This is a genomic window from Pigmentiphaga sp. CHJ604, from assembly GCF_036972535.1.
Taxonomy (GTDB): Bacteria; Pseudomonadota; Gammaproteobacteria; order Burkholderiales; family Burkholderiaceae_B; genus Pigmentiphaga; species Pigmentiphaga daeguensis.
Genome location: NZ_CP136998.1, coordinates 4,496,919 through 4,514,006, shown reverse-complemented (window position 1 = coordinate 4,514,006; position 17,088 = coordinate 4,496,919). Strand labels below are relative to the sequence as shown.

15 protein-coding genes and 2 pseudogenes are annotated in these 17,088 nt (G+C 65.2%); 5 read left to right on the top strand and 12 right to left on the bottom strand.

Annotated elements, in window-relative coordinates; all coding sequences use genetic code 11:
- The first annotated feature begins 309 nt into the window (after nucleotides 1-309).
- Nucleotides 310-717 (top strand): helix-turn-helix domain-containing protein, encoded by a 408-nt coding sequence (locus tag R4823_RS21685; protein WP_048939782.1) that lies wholly within the window; start codon nucleotides 310-312, stop codon nucleotides 715-717.
- Nucleotides 717-1,961, top strand: a complete 1,245-nt coding sequence (locus R4823_RS21680; protein ID WP_338616090.1) for a type II toxin-antitoxin system HipA family toxin — start codon at nucleotides 717-719, stop codon at nucleotides 1,959-1,961. The genes R4823_RS21685 and R4823_RS21680 overlap by 1 nt, the downstream gene beginning before the upstream one ends.
- Nucleotides 1,962-1,982: 21 nt before the next feature.
- On the opposite strand, the gene R4823_RS21675 is transcribed toward R4823_RS21680, so the two are convergent.
- From R4823_RS21675 to R4823_RS21645, 7 genes and pseudogenes are all read right to left on the bottom strand, one after another.
- On the bottom strand, nucleotides 1,983-3,188 hold the full coding sequence (locus R4823_RS21675; protein ID WP_043223293.1) for a DUF3322 domain-containing protein: 1,206 nt from the start codon (nucleotides 3,186-3,188) through the stop codon (nucleotides 1,983-1,985).
- Complete coding sequence (locus R4823_RS21670) at nucleotides 3,185-6,562, bottom strand: ATP-binding protein (RefSeq protein ID WP_338616087.1); 3,378 nt, start codon at nucleotides 6,560-6,562, stop codon at nucleotides 3,185-3,187. The genes R4823_RS21675 and R4823_RS21670 overlap by 4 nt, the downstream gene beginning before the upstream one ends.
- Nucleotides 6,559-7,233, bottom strand: a complete 675-nt coding sequence (locus tag R4823_RS21665) for a DUF4194 domain-containing protein (protein ID WP_043223286.1) — start codon at nucleotides 7,231-7,233, stop codon at nucleotides 6,559-6,561. Before R4823_RS21665 ends, R4823_RS21670 begins: the two co-directional genes overlap by 4 nt.
- 30 nt (nucleotides 7,234-7,263) lie before the next feature.
- Entirely contained in the window at nucleotides 7,264-8,736 is a 1,473-nt protein-coding gene (locus R4823_RS21660) for a DUF3375 domain-containing protein (protein WP_043223284.1), read from the bottom strand.
- Nucleotides 8,737-8,832: 96 nt separating this feature from the next.
- Nucleotides 8,833-9,444 carry a type IV toxin-antitoxin system AbiEi family antitoxin domain-containing protein gene (locus R4823_RS21655; protein ID WP_027350488.1) on the bottom strand — a complete coding sequence of 204 codons (612 nt, stop codon included), beginning with the start codon at nucleotides 9,442-9,444 and terminating at the stop codon, nucleotides 8,833-8,835.
- Nucleotides 9,445-9,673: 229 nt separating this feature from the next.
- Nucleotides 9,674-9,817 (bottom strand): hypothetical protein, encoded by a 144-nt coding sequence (locus tag R4823_RS21650; RefSeq protein ID WP_243724544.1) that lies wholly within the window; start codon nucleotides 9,815-9,817, stop codon nucleotides 9,674-9,676.
- A pseudogene (locus R4823_RS21645) lies at nucleotides 9,817-10,357 on the bottom strand (HipA domain-containing protein); the annotation flags it as partial. The gene R4823_RS21650 and the pseudogene R4823_RS21645, both read right to left, overlap by 1 nt.
- 5 nt (nucleotides 10,358-10,362) lie before the next feature.
- Here R4823_RS21645 and R4823_RS21640 point away from each other — a divergent pair.
- A pseudogene (locus R4823_RS21640) lies at nucleotides 10,363-10,572 on the top strand (alpha/beta hydrolase); the annotation flags it as partial.
- 15 nt (nucleotides 10,573-10,587) lie between these two features.
- Here the strand turns inward: R4823_RS21640 and R4823_RS21635 are convergent.
- The 4 genes from R4823_RS21635 to R4823_RS21620 are packed head-to-tail and all read right to left on the bottom strand — an operon-like array spanning nucleotide 10,588 to nucleotide 14,239.
- On the bottom strand, nucleotides 10,588-11,790 hold the full coding sequence (locus R4823_RS21635) for a mandelate racemase/muconate lactonizing enzyme family protein (protein WP_087837837.1): 1,203 nt from the start codon (nucleotides 11,788-11,790) through the stop codon (nucleotides 10,588-10,590).
- Nucleotides 11,777-12,454 (bottom strand): RraA family protein, encoded by a 678-nt coding sequence (locus R4823_RS21630; protein ID WP_176400674.1) that lies wholly within the window; start codon nucleotides 12,452-12,454, stop codon nucleotides 11,777-11,779. The genes R4823_RS21635 and R4823_RS21630 overlap by 14 nt, the downstream gene beginning before the upstream one ends.
- A 16-nt stretch (nucleotides 12,455-12,470) precedes the next feature.
- A complete protein-coding gene (locus R4823_RS21625) occupies nucleotides 12,471-13,256 on the bottom strand; it encodes an SDR family oxidoreductase (protein ID WP_087837836.1) in 786 nt (261 codons plus the stop codon).
- A gap of 2 nt (nucleotides 13,257-13,258) precedes the next feature.
- A complete protein-coding gene (locus R4823_RS21620) occupies nucleotides 13,259-14,239 on the bottom strand; it encodes a tripartite tricarboxylate transporter substrate binding protein (RefSeq protein ID WP_176400673.1) in 981 nt (326 codons plus the stop codon).
- A 101-nt stretch (nucleotides 14,240-14,340) separates the two neighbouring features.
- On the opposite strand from R4823_RS21620, the gene R4823_RS21615 reads away from it, so the two are divergent.
- Entirely contained in the window at nucleotides 14,341-15,264 is a 924-nt protein-coding gene (locus tag R4823_RS21615) for a LysR family transcriptional regulator (protein ID WP_338616083.1), read from the top strand.
- 42 nt (nucleotides 15,265-15,306) lie between these two features.
- Nucleotides 15,307-16,050, top strand: a complete 744-nt coding sequence (locus tag R4823_RS21610) for an IclR family transcriptional regulator (RefSeq protein ID WP_338616081.1) — start codon at nucleotides 15,307-15,309, stop codon at nucleotides 16,048-16,050.
- A gap of 24 nt (nucleotides 16,051-16,074) precedes the next feature.
- Here R4823_RS21610 and R4823_RS21605 read toward each other — a convergent pair whose 3' ends face one another.
- A complete protein-coding gene (locus tag R4823_RS21605; RefSeq protein WP_338616079.1) occupies nucleotides 16,075-17,070 on the bottom strand; it encodes a tripartite tricarboxylate transporter substrate binding protein in 996 nt (331 codons plus the stop codon).
- Between the last annotated feature and the right edge of the window lie 18 nt (nucleotides 17,071-17,088).

Here is a 17,088-nt window from a genome sequence, read left to right as displayed (position 1 = left end):
ATTTGGGGCAAGACGCGAGGGGTCTTCCCCCAGATCGACAAAGCATGACGCCCCGTTTCTCTCACGTGCGTAGGAGCCGTTTGGTGGCTCCTGCGAACAATCGAGCGGTGACGAGGTGAGATCACCTGCCGGATTTCATCGGGAGTTGGCAGCCCGGTGATACCTCTCACGAACAGGACGGCTGGCAATGGCGCAGCGCGGTCACCAGAACTGCAAGGGCAGACATGGACTGGGTTGACTGACCCCCATTTTTGCATTCAAATATGAATGCTTATTTCGAAAATAACTTCATATTTGAGGCCCTAAAAGATGTCTTCTTCCGAGCAAAAGCGCTCCGGTGCGCAGGTGGCGATGCCGCAGCCTGTCGCGCGCGCGCTGCGCCGCCTGGGGCAGGACATCTCGGCGGCGCGGCGCATGCGCCGCCTCAGCCAGGAAGACCTTGCTCAGCGCATCGGCACGTCCCTGAGCACCGTCCGGCGCATGGAAGATGGCTATCCCGGCACCGCGCTGCACACCTTCCTGCGCGCGCTGCACGTGCTGGGCCGGCTCGATGACCTGGCCCAGGCGATGACCCTGGAGAACGATGCGCTCGGCATGGAACTGGTGCGGGAGCAGTTGCCGCAGCGGGTACGCACCTCTGCCGGCAGGAAGCGGCAGGCAGCACCCGTTGACAAAGGCGATGCGCCCGCGCCTGCCGATGACCTGGAGGGCTTCTGATGGCAACGCATCGGCCTGCGCGACGTCCGGACCTCGAAGTCCACTTGGGGGCAAGTGGCTTGGTCGTGGGGCGCCTGCACTTGGGCAGCGGCCGGCGCAGCGCGTTCAGCTACGACGAAGGCTGGCTGCAGGATGTCCGGTTCTTCACGCTGTCGCCCGATCTCCAGCCGGTGGCCGGCGTGCAGCATCCCCGTCAGGTGTTCTTCCTCGCGCTGGAGGACACCGCGCCCGACGCCTGGGGCGAGCGTGTGATCCGGCGCGCCCATGCGAAGCTGCGGCAGGAAGACCGCGACACGCCTGCACTGGACCCGGTGGACTTCGTGATGTGGGTGGACGACGAGGCGCGCGTCGGCGCGCTGCGCCTGTTCGATCCGCAATCTCGCGCCTACCTGCGCGCCGGCGGAGCGAACCGGCACGTACCGCCACTGGTGGAACTGGACAAGGTGCTGCACGCGGCCCGCGCCCTGGAGGACGGAACGGAAAGCGCGCAGGATCTGCGCTACCTGCTGGGGCAAGGCACGTCGCTGGGTGGTGCCAGGCCGAAGTCCACGGTGCGGGACATCGATGGACGCCTGGCGGTCGGCAAGTTTCCCAGCCAGGCGGATCGGCGCGACGTGATCCGGGGCGAAGTGTTGGCCATGCAACTGGCGGCCAAGGCCGGCATCCGGGTGGCGCCGGCGCGCGTGGAAGTGATCGGCAGCACGGCGGTCGCCGTCATCCGGCGTTTCGACCGCACCGACGACGGCGCTCGCATCCCCTACGTGTCGGCCGCGACGATGCTCCAGTCCGATGGCCGCGATGCGACGCATGCCTACACCGAACTGGTGGATGTGCTGCTTCAGTCGGGCGCCGATCCGATCGCCGACATCCATGAGCTGTGGCGGCGGCTGGTCCTCAATTTCCTGATCTGCAATACCGACGACCACCTGCGCAACACCGGCTTCCTCTACGACGCGCGCCGGCGCGGCTGGCGCCTGTCGCCGGCCTTCGACCTGAACCCGATGCCGGGCGACCGTCGCGAGAGCAAGACCTGGCTGACCGAGGACACCGGCGTCATCGACAGCCGTGACATGCTGATGGCCGCCGCGTCGTATTTCAGGCTGGATGCTGCGCAAGCGCAGGCGATCTGGAACGAAGTGGCCCAGGCCGTGGCGGGCTGGCGTGCAGTGGCCCGGGGATTGGGCATGCGCGGTACCGACCTGCTGGATTTCGAGCCGGCGTTCGTCGAATCGACCACGCCCTGACGACATCGGCAGGACATACCGCTACGGCCGAGAATCGTCCTGGACTGTTGTCGCCAACGCCGCGCATAGCCAGCGATAGCTGATGCGTTCCTGTTCCAGCCGCAGCTGTGGCCGGATTCGGTCATGACGCAAGTCGTCGTAGAGAGCGGCCTCCTCATCGACCAGTCGGGACAAGGGCAACGTATGGCGTTTGTCGAGGGGCTCGTCACCCCATTGAAGTGCGTGGGCCATCAGGGTGGAGCGGTCCATGAGGAACGAAGCGGCTAGCGGGAAATACTTGCGCAGGCTGTCCAGAATGGCAAAGCCATGGGTATCGATGTCTCCCCAGTAGTGCAGAGAGGCGCGATGCAGCCAGTTGGCTCGGGCGAGCGCTCCCCAGCCATAGCCGGCACCGAACACGACGATGGCACTGGAGACCGGTGGGAACGCTAGGAAGTTCACCTCGTTTTCGGTGATGAACACACGCTGCGCAGGCAAGGTGAGCGTGGCGAAGCTATCCTCATCCAGGGTGATGTCGGTCAGTCCGGTGCAGCCGGGAAGCTGGGGCAGTTGCGGATCGAGCAAGCGCAGGCGGATGCGAACGGGCTTCTCCAGAAAACCGTAGCGACGGGCAAACCCGGCCATCCCGGTAGCAGCGTGGTCGATGGCTTCCGTCGGCAAAGCCAGATCCAGCCACTGAGCCAGCGTACCGCGATGGGCTTCGATGAATTTGCTGTCCACGCCCGGCGCGTCAACCTGCCGAAGATAGACGCCTGGGCGCGGATGGGCTTGCACCCAGGCCACCACGGCCAGCAGGCGTGGCCAGTGTTCGGCCAGCGCCAAAGTCTGCAACGGCGATCTTTGCAGCCATGCCAGCAGTGTGGGTTGCGCTTCGGCAGTTTGCTGCCAGAGCGCCTGGAACCGGCGGGCATCGCCGGTCTTGCCGATCATCGCCAGTGCATCGTCCAACGTATCGATCCACAGCGTGTCCGGCAGGCGCTGCCGGCCCTGCACCCGGTGCATCCACTCGCGCCATTCGATGCGCACGCGCGGCATGGCGCTGATCTCCCGCACCCAGCCGCGCACGGCATCGAAACGGTTGCTGAGATCGGCGGCGGACGGCGACTTCAGCGACAGCCGCAATGGCCAATTCAGTGTGTCACCGCCGACCACGGTACGCAGCAGTTCGCCGCGCTGCCACAGCCGTTCGACCTGCGTGCGCAGATCGGTGGGCTGGCTCCAGGTCATGGGGCGGCTCCCGTGGCAGCAGCCTTCTGCGCACGATACTCTTCAATGCTCAGGTTGCGCAGCCGCGACTCGCGGCCGCCTTCGTTGTGCACGAAGCCGACGCTGGACACGTAGGGCTCGATGATGTGGATCTTTTGCAGCGGCGTAATGATCAGCAGTTGCAGGTTGAGCTGGCGGAACAGTTCCAGCCCATACTGGGCCGATTCATCCGAGCCGCGCCCGAAGGCTTCGTCGATCACGACAAAACGGAACGAGCGCGAGCGCACCGCCCCCCATTCCAGGCCGAACTGGTAGGCCAGGCTGGCGGCCAGCACGGTATAGGCCAGCTTCTCCTTCTGCCCGCCGGATTTGCCGCCGGAGTCGGAGTAGTGTTCGTGCTCGGCATCGTCCTCGCGCCAGCGCTCGCTGGCGGAAAACAGGAAGCCGTTGCGCACGTCGGTCACCTTCTGCATCCAGCGCCGGTCGATCTCGGCCAGTCCCTCGCGCCCCCGGAAGCGGTCGATGATGGCTTTGACCTGCAGAAATTTGGTCTCGGAATACTGTTCGTCTTCCGAGCCGCTCAGCGCTCCTTCGGTGCAGGCACGCAGATCCTGCAGGAAGTCGCGGATCTCCGCATCGGGGCTGGGTTGCGCCAGCAACCGGATGTAGCGTCCGGGGTTGTAGTCGATCACCTGCAAGGATTGGTTGATGACATCGACCCGCTCCTTGATCGTTTCACGCTCGCGCGCGAGCTGGGCGTTGAAATTGGCGATCTCGTTGATGGTATTGACGTTGAGCAGTTCCTTGAAACGCGCTTCGAAGCGCGGCAGGTCGTCGTGCTGCAAATCCTTCATCAAGCGCTCGAACTCGGGCAGCGCGGCCAGGCTGATGTCGATCTCGGCGGTCTCTGCCTTGAAGGCCTCCTTAAAACCGCGCATGGCGTTGATGATGCGTTCGGTCAGGCGTGAGAGACGCTTGTCTTCGGCATCGATGCGCGCCTGCAAGCCATTGCGCACGTCCTGTTCGCGGTTGTCGCAGGATTCCACCGTGAGCTGGTGGTCGCCCAGGACTTCGGCGCGCCAGCCCTCAAGAGATTGCAGCAACATGTCGTCGAGTGCGGCTTGCGTCTGGATTTCGAGAGCCTGCGCATGCTGTGCCTGGGCAGTTTCGTGTTTGCTGCGAATTTCTCCGCGTTTGCCTTGTGCCTCGCCAAGATCGCCTTCGATCTCCTTCAGGCGATCAACGACCTGCGCCAGTTGGCTTTCCAGTTCCCGCAGGGTATCGGAGGCCGCCTTGAGGCGGTCGCGTTCCTCGGTCAGCCGGGCAATCTCGCGTGCCGGTGCCTGCCAGTCGATCTCGCTGTAGCGGGTGAAGACTTCGAGCTTGGCCAAGGCCTCCAGTTGCGCCTGGCATTGCCCGCGCAATCGCTGTGTGTTGGCAATGCGCAGACCGATGTCGCCCAGTCGCTGTTCCAGGCCTTCACGTTCGTCACGCAAGGTCCGCAGCTTGTCGGCGTTGCTCCAGCCCAGCACGTAGCGACTGCGGTCGTCGATGCGGCGGCGGTCGTCCTTTTCGTGGCGTCCGCTCGGGTCCTTGATCTGTCCGGCGCGGGTGATGGCTCGGGTCTCGCGGCGGAACTGCTCGGTGTTGTCGCAGCAGGCCAGGTCGAAGCGGTGGTGCAGTTCGCGTTCAAGCCAGTCGTAGTACGGCGTGTCGGGCTTGATGAGCAGCTTGCGCACCAGCGATTGGGGGTGCAGGCTAATGGCCTGAGTAGGCTTGCGCGCACGCACGTGGAAGTACACCAGCCGCGTGCCCAGGTGCTGGCGTTCCACCCAATCGGCCACGTCCTTGTAGTGCGCATCCGGCACCAGCAGGGACAGGCCGAAGCCATGCAGCAGGCGTTCGGCCGCGCCCTCCCAGTCGCGTTCGTCCTCGCGCACCTGGATCAGTTCACCGGCAAAGGGCAGGTCTTCCTCGGCGATGGACAAAGCGGCGCACAGGGCTTCGCGGATGCGCACCTGCGCCGCATCGATATTGCTTTTGCGACGCGCAAGGCTGTCGATCTCGTCGCTGAGCGCTTTGTGTTCTTCCTGACCCCGCCGCAGCGCATATCCGTCTTCATTGATCTGCGTATCGTGGTCCGCAATGCTTGTGCGCAGCGCTTCGGCGTGTTCTCCGATGGTGGATCTTTGTGTCATGAAAGCAGCTTCGTCTCCCGGCGCTGCTTCTCCAATGCGCGTCAATAGCGTGGTGTAGGTGTCCGCTTTCTCCTGCCGTTGCTGTTTCTCTGCCTCCTGCTGCTGAATGGCGGCAGCGAGTTGTTGCAGCCGGTCGCCGCCGTTCTCGCGCAGTGCGCCTTCGAGCTTCCCCTGCTCGATTCGGGCGTTGTCCCGTTGCTCTCCCAGTTGCTTGATGCGGGCGTCCCAGCGCGTCGCATCCTGAGTCAACAATTCCAGGCGCCTCTCCAGCAGTGCTGCCTTCAAGCCGGCGAAGTACGGGCGTAATGCATCGCGTCCTTCGCGCAGCGCCTGGATCTCGGCGGCGATTTGCCCGTGGCGAAGGCCATCCTCCACCAGCGGAGTCAACAACTCGATCTGCCGCTTGGCCTTGAGTACCGACTGGTGGGCGCGGTCGAGGTCATCGAAATGGCCGAGCAGTGCCTCGATGCGCCCCCCCACGTCGAACGGTTCGAGCATATGGCTGCGCACGAAATCGGTCAGATTGCCAACCGATTTCATGGAAACCGTCTGATGGAACAGCTCCAGCGCCTGCTCGTGCTCGATGCCGAAGCGGCGGCGGAACCAGGCGCCGTAGGGCGGGAAGCTGTCATTCAGTTCGCAGCCCATCGCGCGCAACTTCTTGCGCAGGCCGTTGATGTCGCTGCCGAATCCGGAAAAGTGCTCGGTGATGGACAGCTCCCGCTCTACCGTCACGAACAAGCGTGCGGGCTGGCCCTGTGGTTCGCGAAACCAGAATACCTGCGCCAGCGTGACCGACTGGCCATAGGCTTCGTTGCGGAACACACCCAGGATCACGCTGTAGCTGCTTGCATCGCGCAGCGCCACCGGGCGGGCGCTGCCGGTGGTTTCGTTGCGCTCGCTCTTGTAATGGCCCAGCACGTAGGACCGCAGTGATCGCTCACGCGTCTCGGCGCCTGCGGCCTTGTTGTAGGCGATGCGTTGCGCTGGCACCAGCAGCGTGGTGACGGCATCGACCAGGGTGGATTTGCCCGAACCGATGTCGCCAGTGAGCAGGCCGTTACGCCCATCGAGTTCATAGCGCCAGACGCGCCGGTCGAATGTGCCCCAGTTCAGAACTTCCAGCCGCTGCAGGCGAAAGCCGACGCGGCTGTCGTCGGCCACGAAATCGAGCTCCTGTGGCGAAAAATCGTTCATCGGCCAGCTTCCTTGTCGCGATCGGCACCTGATAATGCGGTGCGATAGCCCTCCAGGCGCGCATCGAAGTCGGCCAGCCACTGTGCATCGACGAACGCCTTGAGGATGCGCCGCACCTCGTAGCGAGGTGCCTGCTGAGCTGCGCCGGCAACGGGCTTGAGCTTGCGCAGATACCCCAGTTCCACCACCTTGGTGATGGTCGAATCCACTTGGTCGACGAGGCGCGCCTCGTTGGTGCCGTCCGGCAGGAACACGCGCATCAATTCGGCGATATCCTCGCGCGACAGCACCAGCCGGGTATCGCCGCCGCTGGCGTCGGATTCGGCCAGGCGCTTGCGCAGCAAGGCCAACATCAGGCTGACCGGGTAGGACAGCGGCCGTCGCGCGATCAGGCGCGGCGGACGGGGTGTGGCGTCCACATCCTCCGGCTCCGGCTGGCTTTTGAGGAAGGCGTAGCCCTCGGCTTCGTCCAGCACCAGATCCAGCAACAACACCGCCGCCTGCTCCCGTACACGCGCCTGCAGGCTCAGCAGACTGGCCCATAGGCGCTCGTCGTCCTGGCGGTACAACACGCCTTTGAGCAAATGCACCATCAGTTGCGAGAGTTCCGCTACAACGGGCGGGAGCGACTCGGTACTGCCTTCTGGATCATCCTGATGCATATCGTTCATGGGTCTTCGCTTTATCCGTCGCAGTTTGCATCAACGCGCAAAAATCACGCGTGGCATTCGCGCCCGCCGTCGTACCGTGGAGCCATCGCTGTCCTGCATGGCCCATTCGATGATCTCCTGCACATCGTCATCCACCGTGGCCCTGAGGCCATCCAGCCAGCGGCTGCCCGCGTGGGCCAGTTCCAGCCAGGTGACCAGTTCGGCCAATCCCTGTTGCAGCGGCTGGGTCTCCAGCAACGCGCGCAAGCTGATCTGCGACTGCTGCCGCAATGCCTGCCGCAGGGCCTCACGCAGGCGGGTCTTGTCCACGACGTGCTGGTCGAACAGGCGTGCGGTGTCGATGTCGTCGTCACCGTCCTCAAGGACCAGTTCCGCCAGGCGTGGTTTGGCATGGAGCGCAAACAGGGGGCGTTCCTGCGGCAAGGCGATGTCCGCGCCCATCTCGTCGAGGCGCATCACGTCGCCGGCCGGCGGCATGTCGCGCAAGGCCAGCGCCTGGGTCTCGATGCCGTGCAAGAGTTCGAGGATGCGGCGGTTTTCCTGGAAGGCCCGGTCATCCAGGAAGCGGCGCAGTTGTTGCGACAACTGCGCTACCGTGCGCTGGGTATGTTCGCCCGCTTCCAGCCAATCGTGGTGCACCCGGCGGGTGCGCGGCTCCGGCTTGAGCGCAGCCACGGCGGGCAAGCCGAGGATCTGGTCGAGCCGTGCGGACAGTTCTTCCTGGCGACGGCTGGACATCAGGAAATCCCAGAATGCACGGAAGCTGCGGCCCTGGTCGGAATCCCCGATGGCGTCGCGCTCGCCCATGACCTCGTCGAGCAGTGCCCCCTTGCTGCCGTCCCACAACGCGATCTTCTCGCGGACGCTGCGGTCGAGTTGGCGGAAGTTGTGTTCCACCTGGCGGAAGTCGCTCAGCAGTTCGCGCGCCAACTGCTGGAATTGCAGGAAGCGATCCTTGATGGCCGTGTCATCCATGAGCGGCACGTCGCCGGACAGGACGCGGCCGATCTCGGCGTCGATCTCGTCGCGCTTGCGGCGCAGTTCCTCCAGGCGCCTGGCTGGATCGGCCTCGCTTCCGGTGCTGATCTGCTCCAGCAGCGCGAACAAGGTCAGCAGGCGAGATTCAGTGCCGACGAAAGGCCGTTCGGTCAGCGATACCAGCCAGGCGATGGCTTTTTCGGTGGCGGGGGTGAGATCGAACTGGGCTTCGTCGGTGCCGGGCTTGTAGAACTTGCGCAGCCAGCCCTTGTCCGGCGCGCACCAGTCATTCAGGTATTCAGTTGCGGCTTTCGGATACACCTCTGCACCGAGCTGTTCGCGCAGGGCAAACAGCTCATCTTCCAGCATTTCGGCCAGATCCGCTTCGCTCGTCAGCCGCACGTTCGGTGCAACGAACACCCGGTATAGGAAGCTTGCTACCAATGGCGCATGTGGCGAGGCCAGCAATCGCCATGCAGGATGCCGATCGCGGTATGTGGTGAGTGTGAGGTGGTCGAGTGCCATGATGGGCTGCCTTATCCGAGCCGTTCGTTGACAACGACGTCTCGATCCGAATGCACGGATCGGCTTGCCCGGAAAGCGCGAATCAAGGCGGCGTGGTCACTCATGCGAAACCGCCTCCAGGTAAGGACGCATGACATTTGCGACCCGGCAGACCTTGGCATGGCGCCATAGGTCATCGGCTGAAGCCTTGCGTGTCTTCCAGGCAGCCTTCAGCGCCTCAATGGCCACGTCCAGGCCGATCTGGTTGCGGTGCTTGAAGCAGTCCGCCACGGTTTTGGCGGCACTGTAGATCCGCAGTCTGGCGCCATCGCGTTCGTGCTCATCAATGCCCAAGGCATAGGCATCACCCGCCATCTGCACCATCTTGATCGGCGGGTGCTCGATACGTGGGGTGTGGCTGCCACGAGGCATGGCAATCCAAACTTGGCGAGGCAGTTGCGTGGTCAGTTCGTGGAACTGGAGTGCCGTCAGCAAGCAGAACACGGCTTTGGGAACCTTGACTGCAATCGTGGCGAGGTCCTCCTGCTCGGACATGGGGTTGCCTGGCAAACGGTAGAGGCCGCGCCCGACACGCTCCAACTGCCCGGAAGTGGACAGACGTGTCAGCACCACCCGCGGCGCGCCGATGGTGTCCAAGTCGCTGGTGCGCAGAAAGCCCTGCTTGTGGAGCAGGGCAAGAGCGCGCTGGGCATGTGAGGATCTTTCCATTGCCCCAAAGATGTTCCTTGATTTCGTTGATCTTATACATCAAACGATAGAATGAAACACGTCTGCCTGGAGCGCGCGTTGATGACTGACCGTGAATGTCAGCAGACAAATGCGGATAGGATCTGGTTGCCGACGCGGTACGTCCGGTACATAATCTGGCCTAGTTCCGTAGCGCCAACGGAATAAACCCGTTATCAATCAATGATTTGAGTGCGGCGTGATGTTCCCTTCACCCGCTCCAGTCTTTCAGGCCGTCACTGCCCTTCCGATCACGGGGCACGTCGATGCGGATCGGATCGTCCTGCAATTGCAATGCGGCACCGAGGACATAGGAATCTCCCTTTTCAATGCCCCAGCAGCGCAGCCGTAGCATCCATCTGTTTCAGACAGCCAGGTCTTGGATTCCCGTTCCTTGTCCGGAAAAGGGTTGACGTCGAAGGCGGGCGCAAGACGCCACAGTCCATGCGCTACATGAAGGAAACCATGGTTCTGCAAGTGGTCGTCTACGTTCGTAATCAACAAGTTGAATACAAGGCGACGCCATAGCTGGCGCAAATCCCGGGCAGGTTCATGACCGTGGGAACGGATGGCATCCGCGATTTCCGTGTAGCTGCGATCTTCCTCACGCGAAGCCTGCAACAACGATGCGGCTGACTGGTATGGAATACGGCCATCGGCGCCGTCACGATCGCAAGTCTTCGGCCGTCTCCTGCCCGCGCTCGACAGCGCGGCTGGCTTGATAGATGTGTTCGAGCTCGATCAACGGTGGGGTAGTGCGTCGGCCTTCGGGCACTGTTCGATGCCAGGCCCCGTCCGGGCCGTGCAGGCGCAGCGCGCCGATGCGACTGAAGTCATCGACCGCCAATAGATAGTCCAACTCCGTCAATGCAGCCAATTTGGGATCGGTTCGGCGCCCGGCAATACCTGGCGGACCACCAGCCGCCCACATTGATTGTCTTGGGGCCGCAGGACCACTACATGCCTGAAGCCTCCGCCCGTGCCTATCTGCGCGACTTGCCGGATGCCGAACTCCACCTGCTGGACGGCGGCCATTGGTTGCTGGAAACGCATCTGGACGAAGTGGTCGCGCTGATACGGGGGTTCCTGCAACGGGTGCAGGCGGCCTGATCGGCCGATACCGCTTCAGGTGAACGCTACACCCGCTGCCGCGATGCTGAAGCTGTCCCGGACATGGGCGGAAATGCCGGCGACGTCCAGGCCGACGCCTATGCCGGGCGCGTCCGGCAGCGTGATCGATCCCCGGGCGATCCAGCCCGCGTAGCTGGCGCTGGCTCGCAAGGGGTTGTCGTTCACATCGAGTTCCAGGTAGCCCCGTCCGCCCACGGCGGCCAATACGTGGGCGGATGTCATCGCGGCGATGTGGGTCCCGAACGAATGGGGGCAGAACAGGCCGCCGCGGCGTTCCACCTCCCGCCCGAGGCGTAATGCCTGCGAGACGCCGCCCCACTTCGCCACGTCGGGCTGGACCACGCCGAGCCAGGCGGACGCGCGCGAGAACTCCGCTGCGCTGAACAGGTTCTCGCCGCCCGCCAGCGCTGTCGCGGCAACCTCGCGCAGCCGCATCCAGTCGTCGTCGGCGCAGTCTGGCCGGATTGGCTCTTCTATCCATTCCAGTTCGACCTCCCGGAGTTCGCGCACGGCGGCAAGGGCGGACCGCGGGGTCCAGCCGCAGTTCGCGTCGATCATCATGCGCTCGGACGGCATGAGCCGGCAACGCTGGTCCGCCAGCAGGGGCAGGGTACGGGCATCGTCGAAACCCGCCTTGAATTTGAAGGCGCGGTGCCCCTGGGACCTCAGGCGGTCCAGGACCGCCTCGGAGGCGTCGGGCGCGATGCCGCTGGCGTAGCAGCGCAGGGTGGGGCTGCCGGTCCCCAGCAGCGCATGGAGCGGAAGGCCCGCCACCCTTGCGCGCAAGTCCCAGAGCGCGCTGTCCAGTCCGGCCAGGACCTGCGAGACGGGACCGCGTTCGCCCGCCAGGATCTCCACGGGTGCCAGCCGCGTCGCCAGTGTCCGCACGCAGGCCGGAATGTCGCGCACGAGCTGCCCCGCCAGAAAGGGGGCGACGAATTCGCGCAGCAGCGCGAGGCGGTGCAGGGCGCCGGCCGCCGGCATCCCGCACCAGATTTCTCCCCACCCGACGTGGCCGGTCTCGTCTTCGAGCGCGACCAGCAGGGCGCCTCGCTCCCGGCGAGCGCCGAAAGACGAGACGACGGCGGGCGTGGGGGCGAGGCAGGCGTAGGCGGAGATCTTCTTTACCCGGAACGCGAAGGGCGCTTGCCGGTCCGCCGGCAGGATGCGGCCCTCGTCCGCGCTAGACGTGTCCATACTTCTCCAGGGCGGCGGACAGCGACAGGCCGTTGGCGAGTTCCTGCCGGATGCGGGCCTCCTGTTCGGTCAGGCGCTCGGCCTCGACCAGCACCTTCTCGGCGTGGGCCGCGGGGATGACGATGGCGCCGTCGGCATCGGCCAGGATGAAGTCGCCGGGGGACACGGCGACCAGGTTGCCCGTGGCCCCGGCCAGGTAGACCTTCTCCTGCCAGCCTGTGACGCGCCAGCGGCCGATGGACTGGACCGGCGTGCGGTAGGTGGCGAAGATGGGGAATTGCATGGCGTTGAGCCAGTGCAGGTCCCGGATGCCGCCGTCGATCAGGGCGCCGACGCAGCCGCGTTCCTTCATGCCTATGGCGATGAGTTCGCCGAAATAGCAGATGCCGCGGCCGTCTCCGCTCCAGACGCTGACCTCGTCGTCCGAGATTTCCTGGCACGCCCGCATTTTCTGCGCGTCGCCCCCCTGGGGGCCGGGCACCATCTGGCCGCGGATGGTGAAGGCCCAGCCGGCCAGCTTGCCGGTGCCGCTCAGTTGGCGGAATTCCGGCGCCAGGCCCTGATCGAACAGGCCCAGTTCGTCGAGCACGTCCGCCACGTTGGCCGTGTCGACCTTGGCATAGCGCTCGCGCAGGGTGCGGCGTTGCTCTTTCGTCATGGTCATGAATCTGCTCCTTGGTCTAGATGCTGGGAATCAGGCCGCCGTCCACGCGCAGGACGCTGCCGGTGATGTAGCTGGCCCGCGCGCTGGCCAGGAAGGCGACCGCGTCCGCGTATTCGCCAGGGTCGCCATAGCGGCCGGCGGGGATGCTGGCGAGGCTGGCCGCCGACACCTGGTCCGTCGAGAGGCCCGAGGCGGCGGCCCGGGCCTGGTCGAGAGCGGCCACGCGAGAAGTGGCGATGCGTCCGGGGACGGTTACGTTGACCGTCACGCCGTCGCGAGCGACTTCGTTGGCCAGCGACTTGGACCAGCCGACCAGGCTCAGGCGCAGCGCGTTCGAGACGGCCAGATTGGCGATGGGAGCGACCACGCCCGACGACGTGGAGGTAATGACCCGGCCCCATCCGCGTTCGCGCATGCCCGGCACGATGCGCCGGGACAGCGACATCAGCGCCAGCACCATGGCGTCGAAATGGCGGCGCCAGTCGTCGTCGGGAACCTCCAGGGTCGAGGAGGGCTTCGGCCCTCCGGAGTTGTTGACCAGGATGTCGACGGGACCGAGGGCCGATTCCAGCCTTGCGAGCTTCTCGTCGTGCTGGTCGAGCCGGCCGAGATCCCATTGCAGCGCGACGGCTTCTCCACCTCGTTCGGCGATGCCGGATGCCACCGCCTGCGCCGCCTCCAGATTGAGATCGGCCACCGCCACGCGGCAGCCTTCGCGGCTCAAGGCCTGCGCGATGGCGCCTCCCAGGCCGCCTCCGCCACCCAGGACCAAAGCGACTTTGTCCGCGATTCCAAGATCCATGCTCAACGCTCCAATTGCAATGCCGGTGCGTGATCCACCGTCTTTTTCCACATGGCCGATTCGGCCATCCACAATTTCTGGAACTCCACGGGCAATGCCTCGCCGGGCAAAAAGCCGGCGGCGGCGATCTTCCGCACCAGTTCGGGGTTCTTCAGCGCCTTGGCCACCGCCGCGGCGATCCGGTCCAGCCTGTCCGCGGGCAGGTCCCTGGCGGCGAAGAGGCCGGCCCAGGTCGTCACCACGAATCCAGGAAGGCCGGACTCGGCCACCGTGGGGACGTTCGGCGCGAGTTCGAACCTGGCGGGTCCCGTCATGGCGATTCGGCGCGCCCTGCCCGTGGCAACCACCGACTCGGTGGATGGAATGGTTTCGAACAGCATGTCCGCGTCGCCGGAGGCTACCGCCAGTGCGGCGGCGGGGCTGCCGTTGAAGGAGACCGTATAGATGTCGACGCCGGCGGCTTGCTTGAAGCGTTCGGCCGACACATGGGAGGCGCTGCCGGGAGCGGCGTAGGCCGCCGTCAGCTTGCCGGGCGCCTTTCTGGCCGCGGCGATGACGTCGCTGACCGAACGCAGGCCCGAGGCGTTGCTGACGATCAGGCTGAAGTCGGTTCTATAGATCTGGCCCACCGCGACGAACGACGTCGGAAACGCGCCGGCCTGCCTGGGATAGACGTGCGGGCTGACCGACATGGTGCTTTGCGGGGCGATCAGGAAGGTGTAGCCGTCGGCCTGCGCCTTGAGTACTTCCCGCGCGGCCAGGATGCCGTTCACGCCGGGTTTGTTCTCGACCACCACGGGCTGCTTGAGGTCTTCCGCCAGGAAATGTCCCAGCAGGCGCGCGCCGATGTCCGGCGTCGAGCCGGGAGGCGTGGCGACGACCAGGCGGATGGGCCGGTCGGGATAGGTCTGCGCGGAGGCGGCGCAGGGAAGGGCGCTCAGCAAGAGCAGGCCCCATGCCGGGGGCAGAGATCGGGAGCCCATGAATTCTCCAGGCGGGTTCGTTGCACGGCGGTGACGTGGGGTTGACTGTAAGATGCCGGGGGTAATGCGTCCAATATCTTTGAGCTGCATGGTGATACACGATGGATATACCCTCGGCCTTGCCCGATCTGCGGGTGCTACGCCAGTTCGTGGCGGTGGCGGAGTCCGGAAGCTTCCGGCGTGCCGCCGACATGCTCCACATGTCGCAGCCGCCTCTGAGCGTGGCGATGCACAAGCTGGAGGCCCAGCTGGACGTGCGGTTGTTCGAGCGTTCTCCCGTCGGGATCAGCTTGACGGAGGCGGGAGCGGTCCTGCTCAAGGAGGCAACGTTGCTGCTGGCCCAGGCGCGGCGGTCCGTCGAGTTGACCCAGGCGACGGCCCGCGGCGAACTGGGCGAGGTACGGGTCGCCTTCATCACCTCGGCGATGGTGAGTTTCCTGCCCGAGGTGCTGGGCCGCTTTTCCGAGGAGTATCCGGACGTCCGGTTGCGCCTGGTCGAGGGGGTGTCGGTGGACGTGGCCGGCCTGGTATCGAGCGGCCGCGCCGACGTCGGCCTGCTGAGTCCGCCGGTGGAGCTGGCCGCGGGGGTGGACGGCGAAACCGTCCTGGTCGACCGGCTGTGCGCCGTGCTGCCCGATGACCATCCCCTCGCGTCGCGGCGTTCGATTCCGTTATCGGCGCTGGCGCGCGAGCGGTTCGTCTCCTATTCCGCCGACCGGGTTCCCGCTTTTCATCAGCGGATCGTCGGGGCCTGCATCGAAGCGGGCTTCCAGCCCAACATCGTCCAGGAAGCGGCGCACATCTACACGATCATGGCGCTGGTCGCCGGCCGCCTGGGGGTTGCGCTGATACCGGGGTCCGCGGCGGCGAGTGGGCATCGCGGCGTGGTCCAGGTGCCGATCGCGGGGAACAGCCGCCTGCTGGAGACGCGCATCGACGTCGTCCATCCGAGCGGCGGGGCATCGGCCGCCGTGGCCAATTTCCTGTCGCACTGCCGGCGGTCGAGCGGAGTGTCTTTGCTATGATCAGCCGCGCAAGGCCGGTACCCACGAAAATCTAGACCGCGAATGGATAAGACAGTCATCAAAGCCTTCCAGGTGTTCGAGCGCCTGTGCCAGCACGACGGGCCGGTGAGCCTGTCCGAGCTGACCCGCGAGACCGGGCTTCAGAAAAGCAACGTCCACCGCCTGCTCAACACGCTGATGCACCTGGGCTATGTCTGCCAGGCACCGGATGCGAGCTACATGCCCACGCTCAAGACCTGGACTCTGGGTAACAGCGTGCGGGAACGCTACAACGTGGCATCGCTGGCCCGGCCGGCCCTGGTGGCCCTGCGCAACGAGTTGGGCGAGACCTCGTATCTGGCCGCCCTGGACCGGGACAGCATCGTGTATCTGGACGTGGTCGAGGGTACGCATCGCATCCGGGTGAATGCGAAGACGGGTGGGCAGGCGCCCATGCATGCGACGGCTTCGGGCAAGGTGTTGCTGGCGTTTTCGTCCGGATCCGTGCTGGATTCGCTGGCCGAGCCGTATCCCCGCTTCGGTCCCAACACGCCGACCACGCGGGCCGAGCTGGAGAAGATCATGGCGAAGGTCCGGCGCGACGGCTACGCGGTCAACAACGAAGAGTGGGCCGAGGGGGTGATGGGTATTTCCGTGCCGATTCGCGATGCCGGGGGCGAGTGCGTGGCGGCGATAGGGGTGACGGGCCTGGCCGTGCGGTTGGCCAAGGCGCCGCCCAAGCGGATCATCGCGTTGCTGCAGGAGCACGCGCGGGCGATATCGGCGACGCTGGGCTTTTCCGGCTGAACGGGAAAGCCTTTTCTTTCCGGGTCAGTTGGACGCGGCGAGCTTGCCATCCACGATGACCTTGTTCCAGTAGGCGGTTTCGGACGCCATGAATTTCGCGAAGGTGGGCGGATCGCTGAAGTCCACCGGCATGCCCGCGGCATTGAAGCGTTCGATCACGGCGGGTTCCGACAGTACCTTCTTCAAGACGCTGCTGTAGCGCTGGACGATGGCCGGCGGCATGCCGGCGGGCCCCGCCAGTCCCATCCAGCCCGACCAGTCGATCTCGCCGAAGCCTTGCTCGCCCAGTGTGGGAATGTCGGGAAGGTCTTTCGAGCGTTCTTTCGAGGTGACGGCCAGTACGCGCATCTGTTTGCTCTGGATGTAGGGCATGACCTTGCTGGGAAAGCCGACCACCATGTCTATCTGTCCGCCCAGCGCATCCTGCAGCGCGGGCGCGGCGCCTTTGTAGGGCACGTTGAGCAGTTCGAAATTGCCCAGGCGCTGGAGCTGGAGCATGACCAGGCTGCCCAGCGTACCCTGCGAGACGCCATAGCTGGCGCTTCGGGGCTTGGCCCGGGCGGCTTCGGCGACGTCGCGGAAGGTCTTGTAGGGCCGCTGCGCATTGACGCCGATGGCCATGGGCGCACGCGTGACCAGGCCGATCGGCGTGAAATCTTCCAGCGGGCGATAGCCGGCGTCCTTCATCAGGCTGGGCACGATGGTGTGGGCATCCATGATCAGGCTGATGGTGTAGCCATCGGGCTCTGCGCGGCGGACGAAGTTGGCGCCCAGCGCGCCGCTGGCTCCGCCGCGGTTGTCGACGATGACGGGCTGGCCGAGTTCGTTCGCCATTTCGTTCGAGAAGGCGCGCGCCGTCTGGTCGACCGGACCGCCCGCGGGGTAGGCGACGATGAGTTTGATGGGCCTGGCCGGTTTCCACGTGGCGTCCGCGGCCAGGGTGGTGGGCAGGCCGCCGGCGCAGGACAGCGCGAGCGCCGCAAGGCCAAGGACGGGCTTGCCGAGTCTTTGCTGTGTCATGAGATGTCTCCGGTTTTC